The 17,887-nt window shown below is 36.5% G+C and carries 19 protein-coding genes; 12 read left to right on the top strand and 7 right to left on the bottom strand.

The genetic code is table 11. The features are described from left to right. Positions 1–11 precede the first annotated feature (11 nt). From J2S10_RS06250 to J2S10_RS06260, 3 genes are all read left to right on the top strand, one after another. Complete coding sequence (locus J2S10_RS06250; RefSeq protein WP_307405501.1) at positions 12–3,014, top strand: AAA family ATPase; 3,003 nt, start codon at positions 12–14, stop codon at positions 3,012–3,014. Positions 3,015–3,068: 54 nt separating this feature from the next. Then, positions 3,069–4,013 carry a 3'-5' exoribonuclease YhaM gene (gene yhaM / locus J2S10_RS06255; protein ID WP_307405503.1) on the top strand — a complete coding sequence of 315 codons (945 nt, stop codon included), beginning with the start codon at positions 3,069–3,071 and terminating at the stop codon, positions 4,011–4,013. A 107-nt stretch (positions 4,014–4,120) separates the two neighbouring features. Next, complete coding sequence (locus J2S10_RS06260) at positions 4,121–4,309, top strand: sporulation YhaL family protein (RefSeq protein WP_307405505.1); 189 nt, start codon at positions 4,121–4,123, stop codon at positions 4,307–4,309. Between the two features lie 62 nt (positions 4,310–4,371). On the opposite strand, the gene J2S10_RS06265 is transcribed toward J2S10_RS06260, so the two are convergent. Next, positions 4,372–5,253: a peptidylprolyl isomerase gene (locus J2S10_RS06265; protein WP_307405506.1), complete on the bottom strand. Its 882-nt coding sequence runs from the start codon at positions 5,251–5,253 to the stop codon at positions 4,372–4,374. Between the two features lie 206 nt (positions 5,254–5,459). Here J2S10_RS06265 and J2S10_RS06270 point away from each other — a divergent pair, with 206 nt between their 5' ends. Together J2S10_RS06270 and J2S10_RS06275 are read left to right on the top strand one after the other, a co-directional pair. Further along, entirely contained in the window at positions 5,460–5,537 is a 78-nt protein-coding gene (locus J2S10_RS06270; RefSeq protein WP_307406754.1) for a YjcZ family sporulation protein, read from the top strand. Between the two features lie 60 nt (positions 5,538–5,597). Beyond that, positions 5,598–5,693, top strand: coding sequence for a YjcZ family sporulation protein (locus tag J2S10_RS06275; RefSeq protein WP_307405508.1), 96 nt, complete (start codon positions 5,598–5,600; stop codon positions 5,691–5,693). 108 nt (positions 5,694–5,801) lie between these two features. Here the strand turns inward: J2S10_RS06275 and J2S10_RS06280 are convergent, their stop codons facing one another. Further along, a complete protein-coding gene (locus J2S10_RS06280; protein WP_307405515.1) occupies positions 5,802–5,981 on the bottom strand; it encodes a hypothetical protein in 180 nt (59 codons plus the stop codon). A 229-nt stretch (positions 5,982–6,210) separates the two neighbouring features. Here J2S10_RS06280 and J2S10_RS06285 point away from each other — a divergent pair, with 229 nt between their 5' ends. Beyond that, positions 6,211–6,546 (top strand): DUF1878 family protein, encoded by a 336-nt coding sequence (locus J2S10_RS06285; RefSeq protein WP_307405517.1) that lies wholly within the window; start codon positions 6,211–6,213, stop codon positions 6,544–6,546. A 2-nt stretch (positions 6,547–6,548) separates the two neighbouring features. Here J2S10_RS06285 and J2S10_RS06290 read toward each other — a convergent pair whose 3' ends face one another. The 3 genes from J2S10_RS06290 to J2S10_RS06300 form a co-directional block, all read right to left on the bottom strand. After that, positions 6,549–7,124, bottom strand: coding sequence for an HTH-type transcriptional regulator Hpr (locus J2S10_RS06290; RefSeq protein WP_370876169.1), 576 nt, complete (start codon positions 7,122–7,124; stop codon positions 6,549–6,551). 327 nt (positions 7,125–7,451) lie between these two features. Then, entirely contained in the window at positions 7,452–7,988 is a 537-nt protein-coding gene (locus tag J2S10_RS06295; RefSeq protein ID WP_307405521.1) for a tryptophan transporter, read from the bottom strand. 146 nt (positions 7,989–8,134) lie between these two features. After that, entirely contained in the window at positions 8,135–8,554 is a 420-nt protein-coding gene (locus J2S10_RS06300) for an HIT family protein (protein ID WP_307405523.1), read from the bottom strand. Positions 8,555–9,236: 682 nt separating this feature from the next. On the opposite strand from J2S10_RS06300, the gene J2S10_RS06305 reads away from it, so the two are divergent. The 3 genes from J2S10_RS06305 (at position 9,237) to J2S10_RS06315 (ending at position 12,008) form a co-directional block, all read left to right on the top strand. Then, positions 9,237–9,977, top strand: a complete 741-nt coding sequence (locus J2S10_RS06305) for an ABC transporter ATP-binding protein (RefSeq protein ID WP_307405526.1) — start codon at positions 9,237–9,239, stop codon at positions 9,975–9,977. Beyond that, positions 9,970–11,196 (top strand): ABC transporter permease, encoded by a 1,227-nt coding sequence (locus tag J2S10_RS06310; RefSeq protein ID WP_307405528.1) that lies wholly within the window; start codon positions 9,970–9,972, stop codon positions 11,194–11,196. Before J2S10_RS06305 ends, J2S10_RS06310 begins: the two co-directional genes overlap by 8 nt. Before the next feature lie 89 nt (positions 11,197–11,285). Further along, complete coding sequence (locus J2S10_RS06315) at positions 11,286–12,008, top strand: EcsC family protein (protein WP_307405530.1); 723 nt, start codon at positions 11,286–11,288, stop codon at positions 12,006–12,008. Between the two features lie 15 nt (positions 12,009–12,023). On the opposite strand, the gene J2S10_RS06320 is transcribed toward J2S10_RS06315, so the two are convergent. Together J2S10_RS06320 and J2S10_RS06325 are read right to left on the bottom strand one after the other, a co-directional pair. Beyond that, positions 12,024–13,202 (bottom strand): M20 family metallopeptidase, encoded by a 1,179-nt coding sequence (locus J2S10_RS06320; protein WP_307405532.1) that lies wholly within the window; start codon positions 13,200–13,202, stop codon positions 12,024–12,026. A gap of 278 nt (positions 13,203–13,480) precedes the next feature. Then, the gene (locus J2S10_RS06325) at positions 13,481–13,978 is read right to left on the bottom strand and encodes an antibiotic biosynthesis monooxygenase family protein (protein WP_307405534.1); all 498 of its coding nucleotides are present in this window, start codon (positions 13,976–13,978) and stop codon (positions 13,481–13,483) included. A gap of 290 nt (positions 13,979–14,268) precedes the next feature. Between J2S10_RS06325 and hemE the strand changes: the two genes are divergently transcribed. From hemE to hemY, 3 genes are all read left to right on the top strand, one after another. Then, complete coding sequence (gene hemE / locus J2S10_RS06330; RefSeq protein WP_307405542.1) at positions 14,269–15,315, top strand: uroporphyrinogen decarboxylase; 1,047 nt, start codon at positions 14,269–14,271, stop codon at positions 15,313–15,315. Positions 15,316–15,408: 93 nt separating this feature from the next. Further along, complete coding sequence (gene hemH / locus J2S10_RS06335; RefSeq protein WP_307405544.1) at positions 15,409–16,341, top strand: ferrochelatase; 933 nt, start codon at positions 15,409–15,411, stop codon at positions 16,339–16,341. 37 nt (positions 16,342–16,378) lie between these two features. Continuing rightward, positions 16,379–17,824, top strand: coding sequence for a protoporphyrinogen oxidase (gene hemY, locus J2S10_RS06340; protein ID WP_307405547.1), 1,446 nt, complete (start codon positions 16,379–16,381; stop codon positions 17,822–17,824). The last annotated feature ends 63 nt before the right edge of the window (positions 17,825–17,887 follow it).

Below are 17,887 nucleotides of genomic sequence, written 5' to 3' on the forward strand. Positions count from 1 at the left end.
GAGGTTTTTTTTTGAAAATTATCGGCATGCACATATACGGATATGGTCAATTAGACAATGTCAAAATAAATAATATACGTGATTTTCAATTATTTTTCGGAGAGAATGAAGCTGGTAAGTCGACGATCATGGCGTTTATTCACGGCATCCTGTTTGGATTTCCAACTAAACAACAATCTGAATTACGCTACGAGCCGAAACATAATACCAAATACGGTGGAAAAATAATTGTTTTGCATGAGGAGCTCGGGTATGCAGTTATTGAACGTGTCAAAGGAAAATCAGCAGGGGATGTAACGGTTTCTTTAGAAGATGGAACAATGGGCGGCGAGGACCTGCTAAAACAAGTATTAGCGGACTTTGATAAAAGTTTATTTCAAGCTGTTTTTTCCTTTAATTTACAGGGGTTGCAAAACATTCATCAAATGAATGGAGAAGAGATTGGTAAATTCCTATTTTCAGCGGGGACATTAGGGACGGAACGATTATCAAAAACGGAAGCAGTGTTGCAGAAAGAATTAGAGGCACGATTTAAGCCCGGTGGAAAGAAGCCTTTGATAAATGAGAAATTACTGGCACTTCAAAGTTTAAATGGCGAATTAAAAAAAGCTTCGGCGAAAAATCAAGAATATGAAGCTCTAATAGAAAAAAAGGAAGGACTTCAACAAGAAATAGTGGAAATTCACGGATTACTGGCGGGGATTAATGATAAGATTGACAAATTGAAAGAGTGGAAGAAAATACAATCATTTGTCAAAGAAGAGAAATGGACAAAAGAAGAAATCGATGGTTTAGGGGAAATTCATTTCCCGACAAGGGGGATTGAGAGAGCAGAAAAACTTAATCAATTAATTCATCCTTATAATGCTCAAGTTTCCAGTATTGCTGACAGAATAAAGAGTTTGAAAAAGGAATTAGAGTCTATTAAGCCGGACCCTGCCTTCCTTAATCACGAGTCAGCGATAGTAACAATTCTTGACAAAATACCGGTTTATGAACAATTAAAGCAAGAGAAGCAGCATTGTGAAATGAAGCTAAAAGAGTTGGAAGATAAGCTTACAACGATTAAAGAAAGACTTCACTTACCTTTAGATGAAGAAGAAATCTTTTCAATTAATACAAATATCTTTATGAAGAACCAAGTGGAGATGGTTTCCAAAAAAGGTCAAAAGCTGATAGAAGTAAAGCAGGAGCTGGAAAATCGTTATCAAGAAGAGAAAAATGCACTGGAAGAGTTCGAAAAAGAGATCCGGGCAGCAGAAAGCCAAATTTTTTCTAAACAGGAAAGGGAAAGGCTTGAATCAGAAGTAAATGGTGGACATGATAAAAAGAGCTTAGAAATAGAATTGGATGCATTAAAAGATAAAATTGAGTTTTACCATCTTGCAACAAAACGGAATAAAGATACAATGGCAAGTCTTAATAATCAAAAAAAGATTCAGTTTTTTACCTTTTTCCTAGTTTTGATTGGACTCGCATTGTATAGTTTTTTGACAAAACAATGGGTTTTGTTATTTTTAAGTTTTCTTGGTTTTATTTTAATTGGCACTCTAATGACTAAAAGTACGGGGCAGCCAAAAGAAAATGAGGTCAATCAAACCCTAAATAGGTTAATAGAAAAAGAAAAACAAATTATTCAAAAGCTTAAATCAGCTGAATATAGAAATATTTCTTTTATTGAGGAACAATTAAAGCAAGATAATCACCGGAGAGAACAGCTGCAAATGTTAAAAATAAAGGTAGAGCAGCAGCATAATCAATATGATAAAGTGATATCAAAATTTGAAGAATGGGAAGCACAGGCTGCCGAGAATAAAGAGAAACTGCTAACAATAAGCCGTGAATTAAACATACCCGAATATATTGCTAAATCGTTTTTACTGGAAGCATTTCAGCTAATTGAACAAAGTAAAACTGTTAGTAGAGAAAAAAGGCAAGTGCTTGACAGGCTTAACCAAATAACTCTCGAACAATCAAAGATTGTAAATGGACTCGAGGTTTTTGCAAATCAATTTTTGCCAAGGGAAAGTTTGGACTTACAAAACACTGCCTATTTATTGAGGACTAAGCTTAAAGAAGAGCATGAAAAGCAAATTAAGTTTCAGGAAAAACGAACGAAACTTACTGACCTGGAAGCTGACCTGCAACAAATAATCAAGGAAAGACAGCATTTACAGGAGGAATTTACTAAGCTTTTAAATGAGGCTAATGTGGAGAATGAACAACAATACTATGAACTTGGTACTAAAGCTGAAAAGCAAGGGAAGTTGGTTGAAAGACTTGAAGATATAAAAAAACAGTTGCAGTATTCAACGTTACATGAAGCTGAAAGGGAAAATCTTCTACAAATTCATAATTGTGATGAAATCATAAATAAATGTAATGATGAAGCTCTAAATTTACAAACTCATTTAAAAAAGCTTCAAGAGGATCAGGCATCGATAAAATATGAAATACAGATTCTCGAAGAGGGCGGCGTCTACTCAAATTTACTCCATCAATTTAAGCAGAAAAAGTTTGAATTGGAAGATGCGGCTAAAGAATGGTCTGTCTATTGTTTAGCTCAAGATTTACTCTTGAAAACCGTAGAAAAATATAAAAAAGTTCATCTGCCCAGGATGCTGGCAAAAGCTGAGGAGTTTTTATTTTTCCTTACAGACGGGAGTTATCATAAGATTCATTTACGGGAGTCAGGGACAGGTTTTTTAATTGAAAGAATGGATCATACCTTATTCGAAGCAAATGAATTAAGTCAAGCTACAACAGAGCAGGTTTACGTTTCCATTCGGCTTGCATTGGCAACAACTCTTTATGAAAAGTATCGTTTTCCGATCATTATCGATGATAGCTTCGTAAATTTTGATTCGAGGCGGACACAAAAAGTCATGGAGCTGCTAAAACAGCTGGATCAAAATCAAATTCTATTTTTCACTTGTCATAGACATTTACTTCAGTATTTTCAAAAGGAGAACATTATTTCCCTTAATAAAGGTATTGTTCAAATTATTTCCTAGAGTGATAGGTCGATATGTTATACTTGAAGTAATGGGAAGGAGCGTTGAAAAGGTATGGGTAAAGGAATTCTTCATTTTGATGTTGGGGAACAGATTGAGTTGTTTCTGCTTATAAAAAGCGCTACTAAGGGAACTGCCAGTAATGGTAAGCCATTTTTGACGCTTATCCTGCAAGATCAAAGCGGTGAGATTGAAGCAAAGCTTTGGGATGCAAATGAAGACGATGAAAAGAGCTATGCAGCACAAAATATAGTAAAAATACTTGGGGATATACAAAATTATCGCGGAAAAAGTCAGCTTAAAATCCGTCAGATACGGCGTACCGGACCAAGTGATGGTGTGAAATTGGATGATTTCTTGGAGACAGCACCCTTAAGCCAGGATGAAATGGCAAGCAGGCTTACGCAGTTTATTTTTGAAATGAAAAATCCAAATATCCAAAGGATTACACGCCATCTAATCAAAAAGCATCAGAAAGCCTTTTTAGAGTTCCCGGCGGCAACGAAAAATCATCATGAGTTTGTATCCGGACTGGCCTACCATGTTGTTAGTATGCTTGATCTTGCGAAGGCAATCGCATCGCTATATCCGAGTCTTGATAAGGACTTGCTTTATGCAGGGGTTATCTTGCATGATATGGGGAAAGTATTGGAATTATCAGGGCCGATTTCGACGGTTTATACCATTGAAGGGAATTTGCTTGGACATATCACGATCATGGTAACTGAAATAGGTAAGGCAGCTGAGGAGCTGGGGATTTTCGGTGAAGAAGTTCTCATCCTGCAACACCTTGTGCTTAGCCATCACGGAAAAGCCGAATGGGGAAGCCCAAAACCGCCATTAATAAAAGAAGCGGAAATTCTTCATTATATAGATAATTTAGATGCAAAAATGAATATGCTTGACCGTGCTTTAGAAAGGGTTAAGCCCGGTGAATTTACTGAGAGAATTTTCGCATTGGATAACCGTTCGTTTTATAAACCAGTTTTTCATAATTAAAAGATAGCCTGCGGGTTATCTTTTTTCTTTTAAAATAGAATATTTTTTCGAAAACTGAATAAGTTGTTATAAAAAGTGGACAACCACTGGAGAGAGGAGCAATAAATATGGCTATTCCTATTTGGGTTTATGCAGTCGTGGTTGGGATTGTTGTTAGTGCACTTATGGCAATAAAAACAGGAAGAGAAGAAAGGCAATTAGAAATGGAGCATATAGAACAAGAGGGTGAAATTTATATTAAACGCCTTGAACGGGAAAAAGAAAGGCGGGATGAAGAGAAGGCTACAGGCGAATAAAGTAAAAAAGGAGGTACTCTATGAGAGTACCTCCTTATCGTTACCATTGATGCAAAAATACATTATTGTCCTGTTGCTGTCGAAGTAGTCTGCGGCTGAAGGGCATTCTGTAGAGCTTTGTCGTCAATTTTTACATTGGCTGCTTTCATTTCACGGTCCATTGCTTTATTGATAATATCAGTGGTTAATTTTGATGATTTCACTTGATATTCAATGTCACTTTTCATTTTATCATAAGGCTGTTTAGCTTTTTCTTTTGTTACTTGGATAATATGATAACCAAATTGTGACTTAATTGGTGCACTAATCTCATTAACTTTTAGAGCATATGCTCCCTTAACAAAATCTGCATCATATTGACCTTGATTTGTTGAATTAATCCAGCCAATGTTTCCTCCTTGTGCAGCTGATCCAGTATCTTTGGAATATTTTTTTGCTACATCTTCAAATTTTGCACCGCCGTCCAGTTGTTTCTTGACATCAAGTGCCGTTTTTTCATCTGCAAGTAGGATATGGCGTACATAAATTTCCGGCTTTAAGTTGGCGTAGTAATCCTTTAATTCTTTATCCGTTACTGTAACATCTTTCATGGCAGCTTTCTCTTGTAGCATACCAAGCTTCATTGTCTTTTTCAGGTCAGCTTCACTTTTATATCCATATTGTGCAAGTGCAGTTTGGAAATTTGTTCCAAGTTGTTCTTTTAATTGAGCAACTTTGTCATTTAATTCCTTATCGGTGACGGTATATTTTTTGGAAAGAACTTTTTCAAAAACAAGCTGTTGTAGGGCTTGGTTACCGTACTTGTCCTTCATTGCGTTGTAAAGATCATTCTGGGTAACATTCCCAGCATTACTTTCTGCTACTTTATCCGAACCGCTTTGACTACATGCACTTAAAGCAATAACACCGCCGGCTAATGTGAGGGCTAATATCCATTTTTTCATGCTGAACCTCTCCTAAACAGTAATTTCTCGGGGACTTCTTGTCCACAACCTTTACTATACCATAAATGGTAACCACTGCAAAAATTTTAACCAGGATATAACTTCAAAAATGTTGGACTTTTCTGTAAAAAAATAAGGTATGTGCCTAGACGAAAAGAATACAGCTTGAATAGTATATGGTAATTAATGATAAAGGAGGTATTACGATGGGACATGGAAATGGCTTTGCTCTAATTGTAGTACTTTTCATATTATTGATTATTGTTGGAGCAGCTTGGCTGTAAACTAACTTACCGAATATGAGGCAAGCTCAAGCTTTAACATATCCGAAGGGAGGGAAATGTATGTCAGGTGCAGTTGGATTCGGTGGTGGAGGATTCGCGTTAGTCGTTGTCCTTTTCATTCTGTTAATTATCATTGGAGCTTCTTGGATCTATTAATAAGCAATCAAAAAGCGATGAGATTTACCTCATCGCTTCTATCTTTTTCTGTTTGTTTGATATTTAGTGATTGTTATACCCATTTTCGTTGCAGATTCATTGCTTGAATTATGTATATAAAATTTCCACGTAGGACGAAATAAGTAAAATAGTGATTAGGACATTAATGGTACGGAAAACTTTATGTTGACGTTCTTCGGGTATCTCTTTTTGAATACAAAGGGAATTGGTCAATTTGTTTACATAAAACAAGATAAAAACAGCAAAGACAATAAAAATGGAGATCATCAACGATTCCCTCCCTTTTGTTCATAGTTATGATAACTACAATATCAAAAATTTTTATAAAAAGATAGTCAAAAAGAATGGAAGAATAGCAGAAAGTTAAAGCAAAGAATGAAAGGCTTTAAAATCTTAAAAAACATCTTGATAAATAAATAAAAAAAAGGTTTACCCCCGGCTCAAAAAGGTAAATAATGTACATATGTAAATGTAAGGTAGAAATGAGGTCCATTTTATGAATGCACATGAATTGTTACAACGAATTAGTCTTCTTGAATACCATCAAAAGCTGCTTTTCAAGATTTTAAACAATCAAAAGCTCGATTTTTATAAGCTTATTATTGAAAATAGAATTTCAGAAGAAGAAGTACAGAAGTTTTTTGATTTATGTGACGAATTGAGCATAAAAATGGAAGAACAAAAAGCGGAAGGCTATGTTTACTTTCATCCGCTTTTTAATGAGTTTTCCACTTCACTTCCATCAAATCTAAATGTTTTTGAGGTAATTCATGCATGTATGAAGCAGCAATTGTTTGAAACGCTTATGCTGGAATTTAGAAAATACCTTTGATGTTAGGCTAATTCTTGTTCGGTTTTTTTCGGCTTCCGAAGCTTTCCGTCCTCTTCAATAAATTCACTTTCTATATTATGGAATGAACGCTCGAATATCTCCATAAAATCATCACCATAAATGTTACGAACAATTGCCATCATTTCAATAATGTCCGGAAACTTTCCGTATAATTCCCGTAATGGCAAGGCGCCGGAAAATACAGCATTTCCGTTAGGCTCATAGGTTTCCATTAGCTGGAGTAATACATCTTCACCCTCTGCAGTCAGCTGAATATACGTATTGCGTTTGTCATTCTCTTTTTTGGAAAATTGAAGTAATCCTCTTTCTTCTAACTTTTTCGAAAAGTTAAACGCTGTTGAAACATGCATAACTCCAAATTTTGCCACATCTGAAATGGAAGCACCGTTTAAATGATAGGCAATCCAAAGTATATGGTGTTCATTAATATTTAAATCAAAAGGCTTTATCCACTGCTGCCAATCTTTTTCAATCGATTTCCACAATGCTTTACTTAGTTGAGCAATTCGTTGAGTAAAAACCATTGCTTCCTTCATCGAATACTGTTTCTCTGACATCCCCATTTTCACCTACTTTTCTATTTCTCTATATTAACATTATGCCAATAAAATAAAAATTAATAAAGATATAAATTTACAAAATTTTTAGAAATTATAATAATTTTTTATTGACTAGCATATAATTCCAATTTAATTTTACTTTTTTATCAAATAATTCCAACATTTTGAAAATTCAATTCATACGATCCTAAGTTTACAATCCCGATGGGGGATTGCTAAGGAATTATAAAGTTGGCAGATAAGTAGGTGCTAAAAGTAAATAATTGTGAATATACAAAGAAAAGAACCCACGGGGGTTCTTTTCTCTTAAGAGGATCCCGATCATTATTTTTGAATGACGGAAGCTGAAGACAATTTTGTTCTTTTCACAATAGATTGAGCAATTGGGTATACAACAATCATGGCAATCGTATTTACTGCAGTTGCAGGCAATACAACTGCTCCGAACAGACCCATAAAAGTACCGCCACCCGGTAATCCAACGATCATAGAGGCAGAGGTTAAAAAGGCCGTTCCGGAAATGATTGTGCCCACTGCAGTCAAAATTGCAACACTTATGATAGAATTCCGAAGCTTTCCTAAAGCTAAAAATAAAGCGAAGAATAATAATGCCGTGACAGGTTTATCAATGATATTCGGAATTTGACCTCCTGGAAAACCTGTCGTTAAAGCAGAAATGATTCCGGTAACAATAGCTACTAATAAAACATTCTTAACTTCAGGAAAAAGAATAATTCCTAAAAACATCATTGTTAACATCATATCAGGCTTCATTCCAAGGAAAACCGGTGGAACTACTGCATGCAAGACTGCCCCAATCCCCACTAATAGTGATAAGGTAACAAGGTTCTTTGTATTCATTTCTCATCTCTCCTCTGCTGGACTCAGCTATTTGTTTCTCCTGCAGTGCGCTCAATGCCTGCAGCGAAAAACTTGAAATTATTATACCATATTAAAATAAAAATAAGGGAGATTTAATTTTCTGCCAATTGTATCTTTCTCATTTTTTATAGATGTTTATTAATGTTTCTTGCCATTTCTTGTAACAATTGAGGTGTATAATCACTCGGGTTGTTTTTCCAAACAGCTCCGAAGCCATCACCTTTGCCATAACGTGGAATTAAATGCATATGGTAGTGGAAAACGGTTTGACCTGCATGTTCACCGTTATTATTAACAGTATTTAAACCAATTGGTTCATATTCTCTTTTTAAAGCATTCGCAATAGATGGAACGACTTCAAATAAATTTCTTGCAATTTCCGGTGTAAGCTCATACAAGTTTTCCTTATGTACCTTCGGGATTACTAACGTATGACCTTTTGTTACCTGGCTGATATCTAAAAAAGCCAGAACATGTTCGTTTTCAAATACTTTAGCAGCTGGAATTTCACCATTGACAATTTTACAAAAAATACAATCGCTCATCTAAATTCACTGCCCTTCCATAGAATTGTTTGTCCGTATTTTACCATATTTACCGATAATAAAGAAGAAAAAGGCAGGATCCGCATGGAATCCTGCCCTCTCGAAGGGGACTTGCTTCAATTAGACGTTCATTTTAGGAGTGTTCTTTGATAAACACCTCATTTTTCGTAGAGTGTTTTTATAAAGAGACATCATTGTTCAAGCTGACCATCCCCTTGTAAGTTTTTATATGTTTTCCCAACTTATAAAAACGGATGACGATCTGCGGTAAACACCTCATTTGCCGTTTATTTTTTACGCTAATAGGAAAGTAAACTTTCTTATTAAGCATAAGTTCAACTGCGCTTCTTTCTAAAGCCCAAAGGGGCTCGTCAATCAGCGAGTTTTTGTTATAAACAGTTGGTGTTACTTGAACTCAAAATGGTTACATGGCACGTTGTGCAAAACAACCATCCCCTTATCTGAAACGATTGAAAGCTTTACTTTTTTGAAAGGAAATTGTCTTTAACAGACACCTCATTTCAAGATTTAGATGAATTTCTTCATCGAAGTAAGTTGTTTCCCCTTCGAATATTATAATGTCCGGTTCCAAAAGAAATATACACGGAAATTTCAAAACTATTTTTATCGAGGACAATTTGTTAAAATGAGAAATAATCATGAAACGGAAGGGCGTTCGAACATGTCGTTATTAACAGTTGAAAATCTTGTTGGAGGATATACAAAGAACCCTGTATTAAAAGATGTATCTTTTGAAGTGAAAGAAAAAGAACTCGTTGGTTTGATTGGCTTAAATGGGGCAGGGAAGAGTACAACCATTAAACATATTATCGGATTGATGGAGCCGCATCGGGGAGCAATTAAAATAAATGGACAAACATTCACTGAAGATAAAGAAGCGTACCGCAGATTGTTCACGTTTGTTCCGGAAACGCCTGTTTTATATGAAGAATTAACATTGGATGAGCATTTAAAATTAACTGCTATGGCTTACGGTCTCGATGAATCAACCTATAAAAAAAGAATTTCTCCGTTGCTGACTGAATTTCGCATGGAAAAACGTCTTAACTGGTTTCCGTCTCATTTTTCAAAAGGGATGAAACAAAAGGTCATGATCATGTGTGCTTTTTTAGTTCAACCAAACCTTTACATCGTCGATGAACCGTTTGTCGGATTAGACCCTTTAGGCATTCAATCACTGCTTGATTTGATGAAAAAAATGAAAGAAAATGGAGCAGGTATTTTAATGTCCACACATATATTGTCTACGGCTGAGAAATATTGTGACCGGTTTATCATTCTGCATGAAGGTAAAATTAGGGCAAAAGGCACTCTAGCTGAACTTAGAGAGCAATTTTTGATGCCAGCAGCATCATTAGACGATTTGTATATTCAATTGACGAAGGAAGAAAATCATGTTTGAGGATAAAACACTTTGGAAAGAACGAGCGACTCGACGTGTAAAGGATTTAAGCAGTTATCTCCGTTATATTTTTAATAGTCACCTTGTCCTCGTCTTGGTATTTTTAATTGGTGCAGGTGCCTATTATTATCAGAATTGGATTAAGTCACTGTCAATTGGATTTCCCGCCGAAATCATAATGGCTATCGTATTTGGTGTTTTATTAACGTACAGTCCGGTTTACAACTTTTTACTCGAAGCAGATCAGATATTTTTGCTGCCCCTTGAAAACAAATTGAAAGGCTATTTTCTGCGTTCAGGAGTAGTGAGTCTTGTCTTTCAGGGATATGTTCTATTACTGCTATTAGCGGTTTTAATGCCGATGTATGCACATATAAGCTCTGATGGGTTTCATTCGTTTTTTACCTTTTTAGTTGTGATATTGGTTATGAAAGCCTGGAATTTGGCCATTAGTTGGAGAATTCATTATTACGTCCAAGCATCAGTTGTTTTATCTGACATGTTCGTCAGATATTTTATCAATTTAGCATTTACCTTTTTATTATTTAAACATGCCGGTATTGTTATCTTATTGCTCATCGTTTTGGTTATGGGATTTTACTATCAGGCATTTTATGTCCGGACAAAAAAAATGGGGCTTAAATGGGATCTATTAATTGACCATGAAGGGAAAAGGGTGTCTTCTTTTTATCGACTTGCGAATTTATTTACAGACGTTCCTAAATTAAAAGAGACTGTGAAAAGGAGAAAAGGGTTGGATCTTTTCATCAGGAGAATTGCTTTTTCGCAAGAAAAGACATATTTATTTTTATTTTCCAGAGCTTTCTTGCGTTCCTCTGATTATTTGGGACTTTTTATTCGTTTAACGATTATCGGTACGATTGCATTGTATTTTCTTTCATTTGGATTAGGACAAGTCATACTCGCTATTCTTTTTTTATATTTAACTGGTTTTCAGCTGTTACCGTTATGGAATCATCATCAAAACAAACTGTGGGTTGACTTATATCCGGTTGCTCTAAAATTTAAAACTGCTGCCTTCCATCATTTGTTAATGGTTATTTTAATAATCCAAACAATCATCTTTACATTATTTATATTCATTAAAGGGGAAATATCCTCTGCAGTCTTGGTATTATTTGCAGGAATAGGTTTTAGTTATCTATTTGTGTATTTTTATAGTAAAAATCGATTAAAAGCAAAAGAGGAAAGAGACTGACCCATTCAAGGAGTTAGTCTCTTTTTTTGAAACCAAAAAGTGGTTATACTCGTAAAAACACTATAAATGATTGAAGAGGGTTGGAGACGATGAATGATTATGAATTAAAGGTTTATGATGAAGTTTCCGAATGGAAGCGAAAAATAACAAAACGTTCAGGAATGATGACTCGATTATCAAAAAAAGCACAAGGGAAAATAAATAACATAATCCCTGAAAAGATTCACCGGGTTATGACCGAAAGCATCAAGGCAATGGTTAAAACGACTTTATTTGGCTCACAAATTACCACAAATAAAAATCAAGCCCACGGCTATACTCTTATAGAACGTGATGAATTGGCGAGAAAGAAAATAGGCATTTATCAGAAGGCGGCATTGGTGGAAGGAGCCGGAACCGGGGCAGGAGGTTTCCTACTGGGTCTTGCTGACTTTCCGTTGCTCCTCACCATTAAAATGAAATTTCTTTTTGAGATGGCTTCAATTTATGGTTTTAATACAAAGGAATATGAAGAAAGGCTTTTTATCCTTCATGTTTTTCAGCTTGCATTTTCCAGTGATGAAACAAGAAGGAAAACCTTAAGCGAAATGGAAAACTGGGCGGATAGGAAACAAATTCTTGTTGAAATGGATTGGCGCCAGTTTCAGCAAGAATACCGAGACTATATTGATTTTGCCAAAATGCTCCAGCTTGTGCCTGGGATTGGGGCGTTTGTCGGGGCATATGCCAATAACAATCTTCTTAAGCATTTAGGTGAAACAGCCATGAATGCTTACCGATTAAGATTATTAAAAAAAGCCCCTGAACTATAGGTTCAGGGTAGAGGATTACTCACTTATATGGATTTGTATTGCTGCAGTGCCAAGCGTTTTCGCGGCAATTAACATGGCTTTTTCATTAATATCAAATTTAGGGTGGTGGTGCGGGGCAGCTGTATCTACACCAAGCGGCTTTGCACCGGTATAAAAAAAGGTGCCCGGAACCTTTTGCAAGTAATAAGCAAAGTCTTCGCCGCCCATCTGCGGTTCGGTTTCCTCGATATATTGAACTTCCGGGACAGACTCAGCGCACAATTTGAGAAATTCTGTTTCTGTTTCATGGTTTACAACAGCAGGATATCCTCTTACAAAGTTAAATTCATAGGAGCTGCTGGCCATATGACATGTTCCTTGGATAACTCTTTCCATTTCCTCTTCAATGAAGTCCCGAAGATCTTCTTTAAAGGTTCTGACCGTCCCTACCAATTTAGCCTTATCAGCAATGACATTAAAGGCATTTTGGGCAGTAAAGGAACCGACAGTGACAACGGCTGAATCTACCGGGTTTACTTTCCTACTAACGATTTGTTGTAAATTTAAAACTAGCTGTGATGCCGTAATAATCGCGTCCTTCGTCTTATGTGGTTGTGCTCCATGTCCTCCTTGCCCTTGAATCTCGATTTCAAATCGGTCTGCTGCGGCCATAATAGGGCCTGTTCGATATTGGATTGTTCCTGTCGGCTCGCTTGCCCATAAATGAGTGCCGAAGATAACATCAACACCATCTAAGCATCCATCCTCAATCATGGATAAAGCTCCACCCGGGGCATATTCTTCAGCATGCTGATGAAAAAAAACATAATTCCCTTCCAGATCTTCCTTAAGCTCATTTAAAGCTTTTGCCAAAATTAGGAGGGTTGCAGTATGTCCATCATGCCCACATGCATGCATCACCCCGGGGACTAATGATTTATAGGGAACTTCCTTTTCATCCTGGATAGGCAAAGCATCAAAATCAGCTCTTAAAGCGACCGTTTTACCAGGTTTTTTGCCATATATCTTTGCCACGACACCATTTCCGCCTACATTCCCCTTTACTTCAATGTTAAGCTCTTCATAAAACGATTGGATCAATTTAGCGGTTTGATATTCTTTAAACGATAATTCTGGATGCTGGTGTAAGTAACGACGGATAGAAACCATTTCTTCATAATATCCATCTAATTTAGTAAATAGTTTGTTTAGCATGAGATCACCTGATTTCATAAGATTTTAAAAATAAAAAGTATTTTCTAATTATTTTAGCACTTTTAAATTAGTATGTAGCTTTTAATTTCAATATTCTTTTTAGTCTATTCGCTCATAGGTTAAAGAGGCTGACATTTTAGTTCAGCCTAATTCTTACTGTTATATTAGAAATATTGCTGAAACTGTTGAAAATACTGCTAATGGAGGCGCTTAGCGAACCGGTGGAGGGGAAATCAAATAAAAAAAGAAATAGAGACAGGGCTCCATTCCTGGGATTTCTAATCAATAATTGTATATTGGCTGACGTAGGATTCACTTGAAAAAATTTTCGGCTGATGATCAATACCTATTTCCTTTTTATTAATGGTTTTTGAAAAAGAATTAAGGTTTTTCGAGTTTTGATAGTCCATTACAGTTTCCCAAATCGTTAGTGTGACATATGTATTTGTTGATAAGGGGCGAAGGGATCTAATGGCAATAAATCCTGGTTCGTTTGAAAGTATTTTTGCTCGATTTTTAAATTCCTGCTCAAATAATGGTCTCCCTTCATCGGTGACGGGGAAGTTATTCATGACAACATAACCATTCCTCTTAAAGTCACCTGCTGAATCAAACACTTCATATTTCCGTGGTTCTTTAAAAACGGTTATTCCGTTTGTTTCGTGTAACAAAAGTGCACCGGAGACATTTGCCATTGTCACCATAGTTTCCGACGGGTACTTTTTTTCAATTCTTTTTAAATAGTCCAATGTTCCGGCTGTAATAAAGATGTTCATGTATAACCACTCCTAGAAAATCATTATAATAGTCATAAATCATCTACTAGTCTATGCATAAACTTATTTATGCATGCTTCTTCCTTGTTTTTGTTAATTTAAACAATTTTTAAAACATAAAAACGACTATTTTTTGACACTTATATTCATTATCTATACACAAATAGGATTAATAGATATAGTGAAGACAGTTCTATGATACTGCCACACCATTGCTGAGAAGTTTTATTTTCCTATTATATATATTAAAATGAAAAAACAGACATGTCCTTGAAAGGTGGATTTATTTAATGACAAGACCGATTAACGATACATTTTTAAAAGCAGCAAGAGGAGAGAGGACAGACTACGTTCCGGTATGGTATATGCGGCAAGCGGGTCGATCGCAGCCTGAATATAGAGAAATAAAAGAAAAGTATTCTTTGTTTGAAATTACCCATCAGCCTGAGCTTTGTGCATATGTAACGCGTCTTCCTGTTGAGAATTACAATGTGGACGCGGCAATTTTATATAAAGATATTATGACACCACTTCCGGCTATTGGTATGGATGTGGAAATAAAAGGCGGAATTGGTCCTGTTATCTCTAATCCTATTCGTTCTCTGGCAGATGTAGAAAAGCTTGGAGAAATTTCCCCGGTGGAAGATGTTCCATATGTTTTGGAAACAATCAAAATATTAACCCAAGAACAATTAAATGTACCATTAATCGGTTTTTCCGGTGCACCGTTTACACTTGCAAGTTATATGATCGAAGGCGGACCATCAAAAAACTACAATAAAACAAAAGCCTTCATGTATTCTGAGCCGAAAGCCTGGTTTGCGTTAATGGATAAACTTGCTGATATGATCATTGTTTATGTAAAATCGCAAATTCAAGCCGGGGCAAAAGCCATTCAGATATTCGATTCTTGGGTAGGGGCTTTAAATGTTGAGGATTACCGTTACTTTATTAAGCCTGTTATGACTAGAATTTTTGCTTCACTAAAAGAGGAGAATGTTCCATTAATTATGTTTGGAGTTGGAGCCAGCCATTTAGCTCTTGAATGGAATGACCTCCCACTTGATGTAGTGGGATTAGATTGGCGTTTGCCGATTAACCAAGCAAGAGAAATTGGCGTTCATAAAACAGTTCAAGGAAACCTTGATCCTGCTATTCTTTTATCACCTTGGGAGGTCATCGAGGAAAAAGCTAAGGCAATTTTAGACCAAGGAATGGCTCAGGACGGTTATATCTTTAATCTAGGTCATGGTGTATTCCCTTCGGTTAATCCGGAAACGTTAAAAAAATTAACTGCCTTTATTCATGAATATTCTGCTTCAAAGCTAAGCCGCTAATCACCCATTTTCCTGTTGAAAGGTGATAAAATTGGGAAAAAGTCCAATTTTTTGGAACAATAATCTAAACAGACTGAAAATGAGGTGCACATAATGACAAAAAAGAAAATGGGTTTACTGGTAATGGCATACGGAACCCCTTATAAAATTGAGGATCTTGATCGATATTATACACATATTCGCCATGGCCGAAAGCCAACAACGGAAATGATTGAAGACCTTCGGAATCGGTATGAAGCAATCGGCGGGATATCACCACTCGCAAAAATCACACTTGAGCAGGCAGAAAAGCTTGAAAAACACCTAAACCAGGTTCAGGATAAGATTGATTTTAGAATGTATCTTGGATTAAAACATATCGAACCATTTATTGAGGACGCAGTCAAAAAAATGCATGAGGACGGAATTCAAGAGGCGGTAAGCATTGTTCTTGCTCCTCATTTTTCCACCTTTAGTGTTAAGTCCTATAATGGACGAGCTATGGAAGAGGCTGAAAAATTAGGTGGACTAAAAATAAATTCCATTGAAAGCTGGTATCAAGAGCCGAAATTTATCGATTATTGGGCTACGAATGTTAAGAAAGTTTATGAACGAATGCCTCAAGAGGAAAGAGATTATTCAATGCTTATCGTTTCTGCCCATAGTTTACCGGAGAAAATTTTACGGTTTGGAGATCCCTATCCTTCCCAACTGAAGGAAACCGCTGATTTAATTGCCGAACAAGCGGGAATAAACCAATATGAAGTCGGCTGGCAAAGTGCAGGAAATACGCCTGAGCCATGGCTGGGCCCGGATGTGCAGGATTTAACAAGGAAATTATTTCAAGAGCAGCAATATAAAGCATTTGTATATGCACCTGTTGGATTTGTTTGTGATCATCTTGAGGTGCTATATGATAATGATGTCGAATGTAAAGCTGTAACAGATGATGTGGGTGCAAGTTATTATCGTCCAGAAATGCCCAATGCAAAAGAAGAATTTATCGATTGCTTGTCCACAGTAATCCTTAAGACGTTAATAGAATGAAATGTGTAAGGAATTAATCAGGAAGAAGGTGAAGCCGGTGGCGGAAGAGAAGCAGAAAATTGCCATAATTGGAGGAGGAATTGCCGGACTAACAGCAGCATTCTACCTTCAAAAAACAGTGCAGGAAAATAAACTTCCGATTGAGATTAAACTCATTGAAGCATCCCACCGTCTGGGAGGTAAAATGCAAACCGTTGTAAGGGACGGTTTTACGATTGAAAGAGGACCGGATTCGTTTTTAGCTCGAAAAACAAGTATTATTAGGCTTGCTAAGGAAGTCGGTATGGAGCAGGAGCTGGTCCATAACTCAACTGGGAAATCATATGTCCTTGTAAATGAGCAGCTATTCTCCATGCCTGGCGGCTCTATAATGGGAATCCCAACCGAAATTGGCCCTTTTATTACTACAGGTTTGTTTTCCCTTCCAGGTAAAATTCGAGCGGCTGCCGATTTTATTTTGCCTAGGTCAGAAAGTGGAAAAGATCAGTCGTTAGGAGAATTTTTTCGAAGAAGATTAGGTGACGAAGTGGTCGATAATTTAATTGAACCTTTATTATCGGGTATCTATGCAGGTGATATTGATCAATTAAGCTTAATGTCCACCTTTCCGCAATTTTATCAAGTGGAACAGAAATATCGAAGCCTTATCATAGGAATGAAAAAATCCACACCTTCTCAGCCGAAAAAGCCTGAAAATGGAGAAAAAGGTAAAGGTGCATTTTTAACGTTTAAAAGTGGTCTTCAGTCATTTGCCGAAGCAATTGAAGCACAATTGGAACCTAATTCTATTCTTCTGGGGCATCGGGTTGAAAAAATATCAAGAATAGATCATAAGTATGAAATTAATCTTAACAATGGTGAATCCCTAAAAGTTGATAGTATTGTTGCAGCAACGCCGCATAAGGTAACCCAATCAATGTTTTCGCAATACAGTTTTTTTGATCCTTTTAAATCGGTTCCTTCAACATCTGTAGCGACAGTAGCATTGGCATTCCCGGAACAGGCTATTAAAAAAGACATCGATGGAACGGGGTTTGTGGTGTCCAGAAACAGTGATTATTCAATTACAGCCTGCACCTGGACACATAAAAAATGGGCTCATTCTACTCCAAAAGGAAAAGTACTACTACGTTGTTATGTAGGGAGAGCAGGAGATGAGGCCATCGTCGATCTATCTGATGACCAAATTGTTAAAATCGTGCTCGATGACTTGAAAAAAACAATGGATATTTCAATGGAGCCAGATTTTGCGATCGTTTCCCGGTGGAAAAATGCAATGCCGCAATATACAGTTGGTCATAAACAACGTCTGGAAACGATTAAGCAACATGTAGCAGCTGAGTTACCGGGAGTATTTTTAGCGGGTGCATCCTATGAAGGAGTCGGCGTTCCGGATTGCATTGACCAAGGAGAAGCAGCCGTAAAGAGCATTTTAGAATATCTCAAATTAAACATATCAAGCAAAGAAGCCATTCCGCTTTAATGGCTTCTTTGTTGTGTTATAAAGTATGATTATCCGGATGGTTTACGCGGTGAATCAACATAT

The sequence above is a fragment of the Neobacillus ginsengisoli genome (assembly GCF_030813055.1).

Bases quoted from the DNA above. Each gene is read 5' to 3' on its own strand.
- J2S10_RS06320 (WP_307405532.1), bottom strand. From the start codon at position 13,202: ATGCTAAACAAACTATTTACTAAATTAGATGGATATTATGAAGAAATG.
- J2S10_RS06295 (WP_307405521.1), bottom strand. From the start codon at position 7,988: ATGAATACAAAGAACCTTGTTACCTTATCACTATTAGTGGGGATTGGG.
- J2S10_RS06290 (WP_370876169.1), bottom strand. From the start codon at position 7,124: ATGTCAGAGAAACAGTATTCGATGAAGGAAGCAATGGTTTTTACTCAA.
- J2S10_RS06260 (WP_307405505.1), top strand. From the start codon at position 4,121: ATGGCTATTCCTATTTGGGTTTATGCAGTCGTGGTTGGGATTGTTGTT.
- J2S10_RS06315 (WP_307405530.1), top strand. From the start codon at position 11,286: ATGAATGATTATGAATTAAAGGTTTATGATGAAGTTTCCGAATGGAAG.
- J2S10_RS06310 (WP_307405528.1), top strand. From the start codon at position 9,970: ATGTTTGAGGATAAAACACTTTGGAAAGAACGAGCGACTCGACGTGTA.
- J2S10_RS06265 (WP_307405506.1), bottom strand. From the start codon at position 5,253: ATGAAAAAATGGATATTAGCCCTCACATTAGCCGGCGGTGTTATTGCT.
- J2S10_RS06275 (WP_307405508.1), top strand. From the start codon at position 5,598: ATGTCAGGTGCAGTTGGATTCGGTGGTGGAGGATTCGCGTTAGTCGTT.
- hemE (WP_307405542.1), top strand. From the start codon at position 14,269: ATGACAAGACCGATTAACGATACATTTTTAAAAGCAGCAAGAGGAGAG.
- J2S10_RS06300 (WP_307405523.1), bottom strand. From the start codon at position 8,554: ATGAGCGATTGTATTTTTTGTAAAATTGTCAATGGTGAAATTCCAGCT.
- J2S10_RS06280 (WP_307405515.1), bottom strand. From the start codon at position 5,981: ATGATCTCCATTTTTATTGTCTTTGCTGTTTTTATCTTGTTTTATGTA.
- J2S10_RS06270 (WP_307406754.1), top strand. From the start codon at position 5,460: ATGGGACATGGAAATGGCTTTGCTCTAATTGTAGTACTTTTCATATTA.
- J2S10_RS06305 (WP_307405526.1), top strand. From the start codon at position 9,237: ATGTCGTTATTAACAGTTGAAAATCTTGTTGGAGGATATACAAAGAAC.
- J2S10_RS06285 (WP_307405517.1), top strand. From the start codon at position 6,211: ATGAATGCACATGAATTGTTACAACGAATTAGTCTTCTTGAATACCAT.
- J2S10_RS06325 (WP_307405534.1), bottom strand. From the start codon at position 13,978: ATGAACATCTTTATTACAGCCGGAACATTGGACTATTTAAAAAGAATT.
- hemH (WP_307405544.1), top strand. From the start codon at position 15,409: ATGACAAAAAAGAAAATGGGTTTACTGGTAATGGCATACGGAACCCCT.
- yhaM (WP_307405503.1), top strand. From the start codon at position 3,069: ATGGGTAAAGGAATTCTTCATTTTGATGTTGGGGAACAGATTGAGTTG.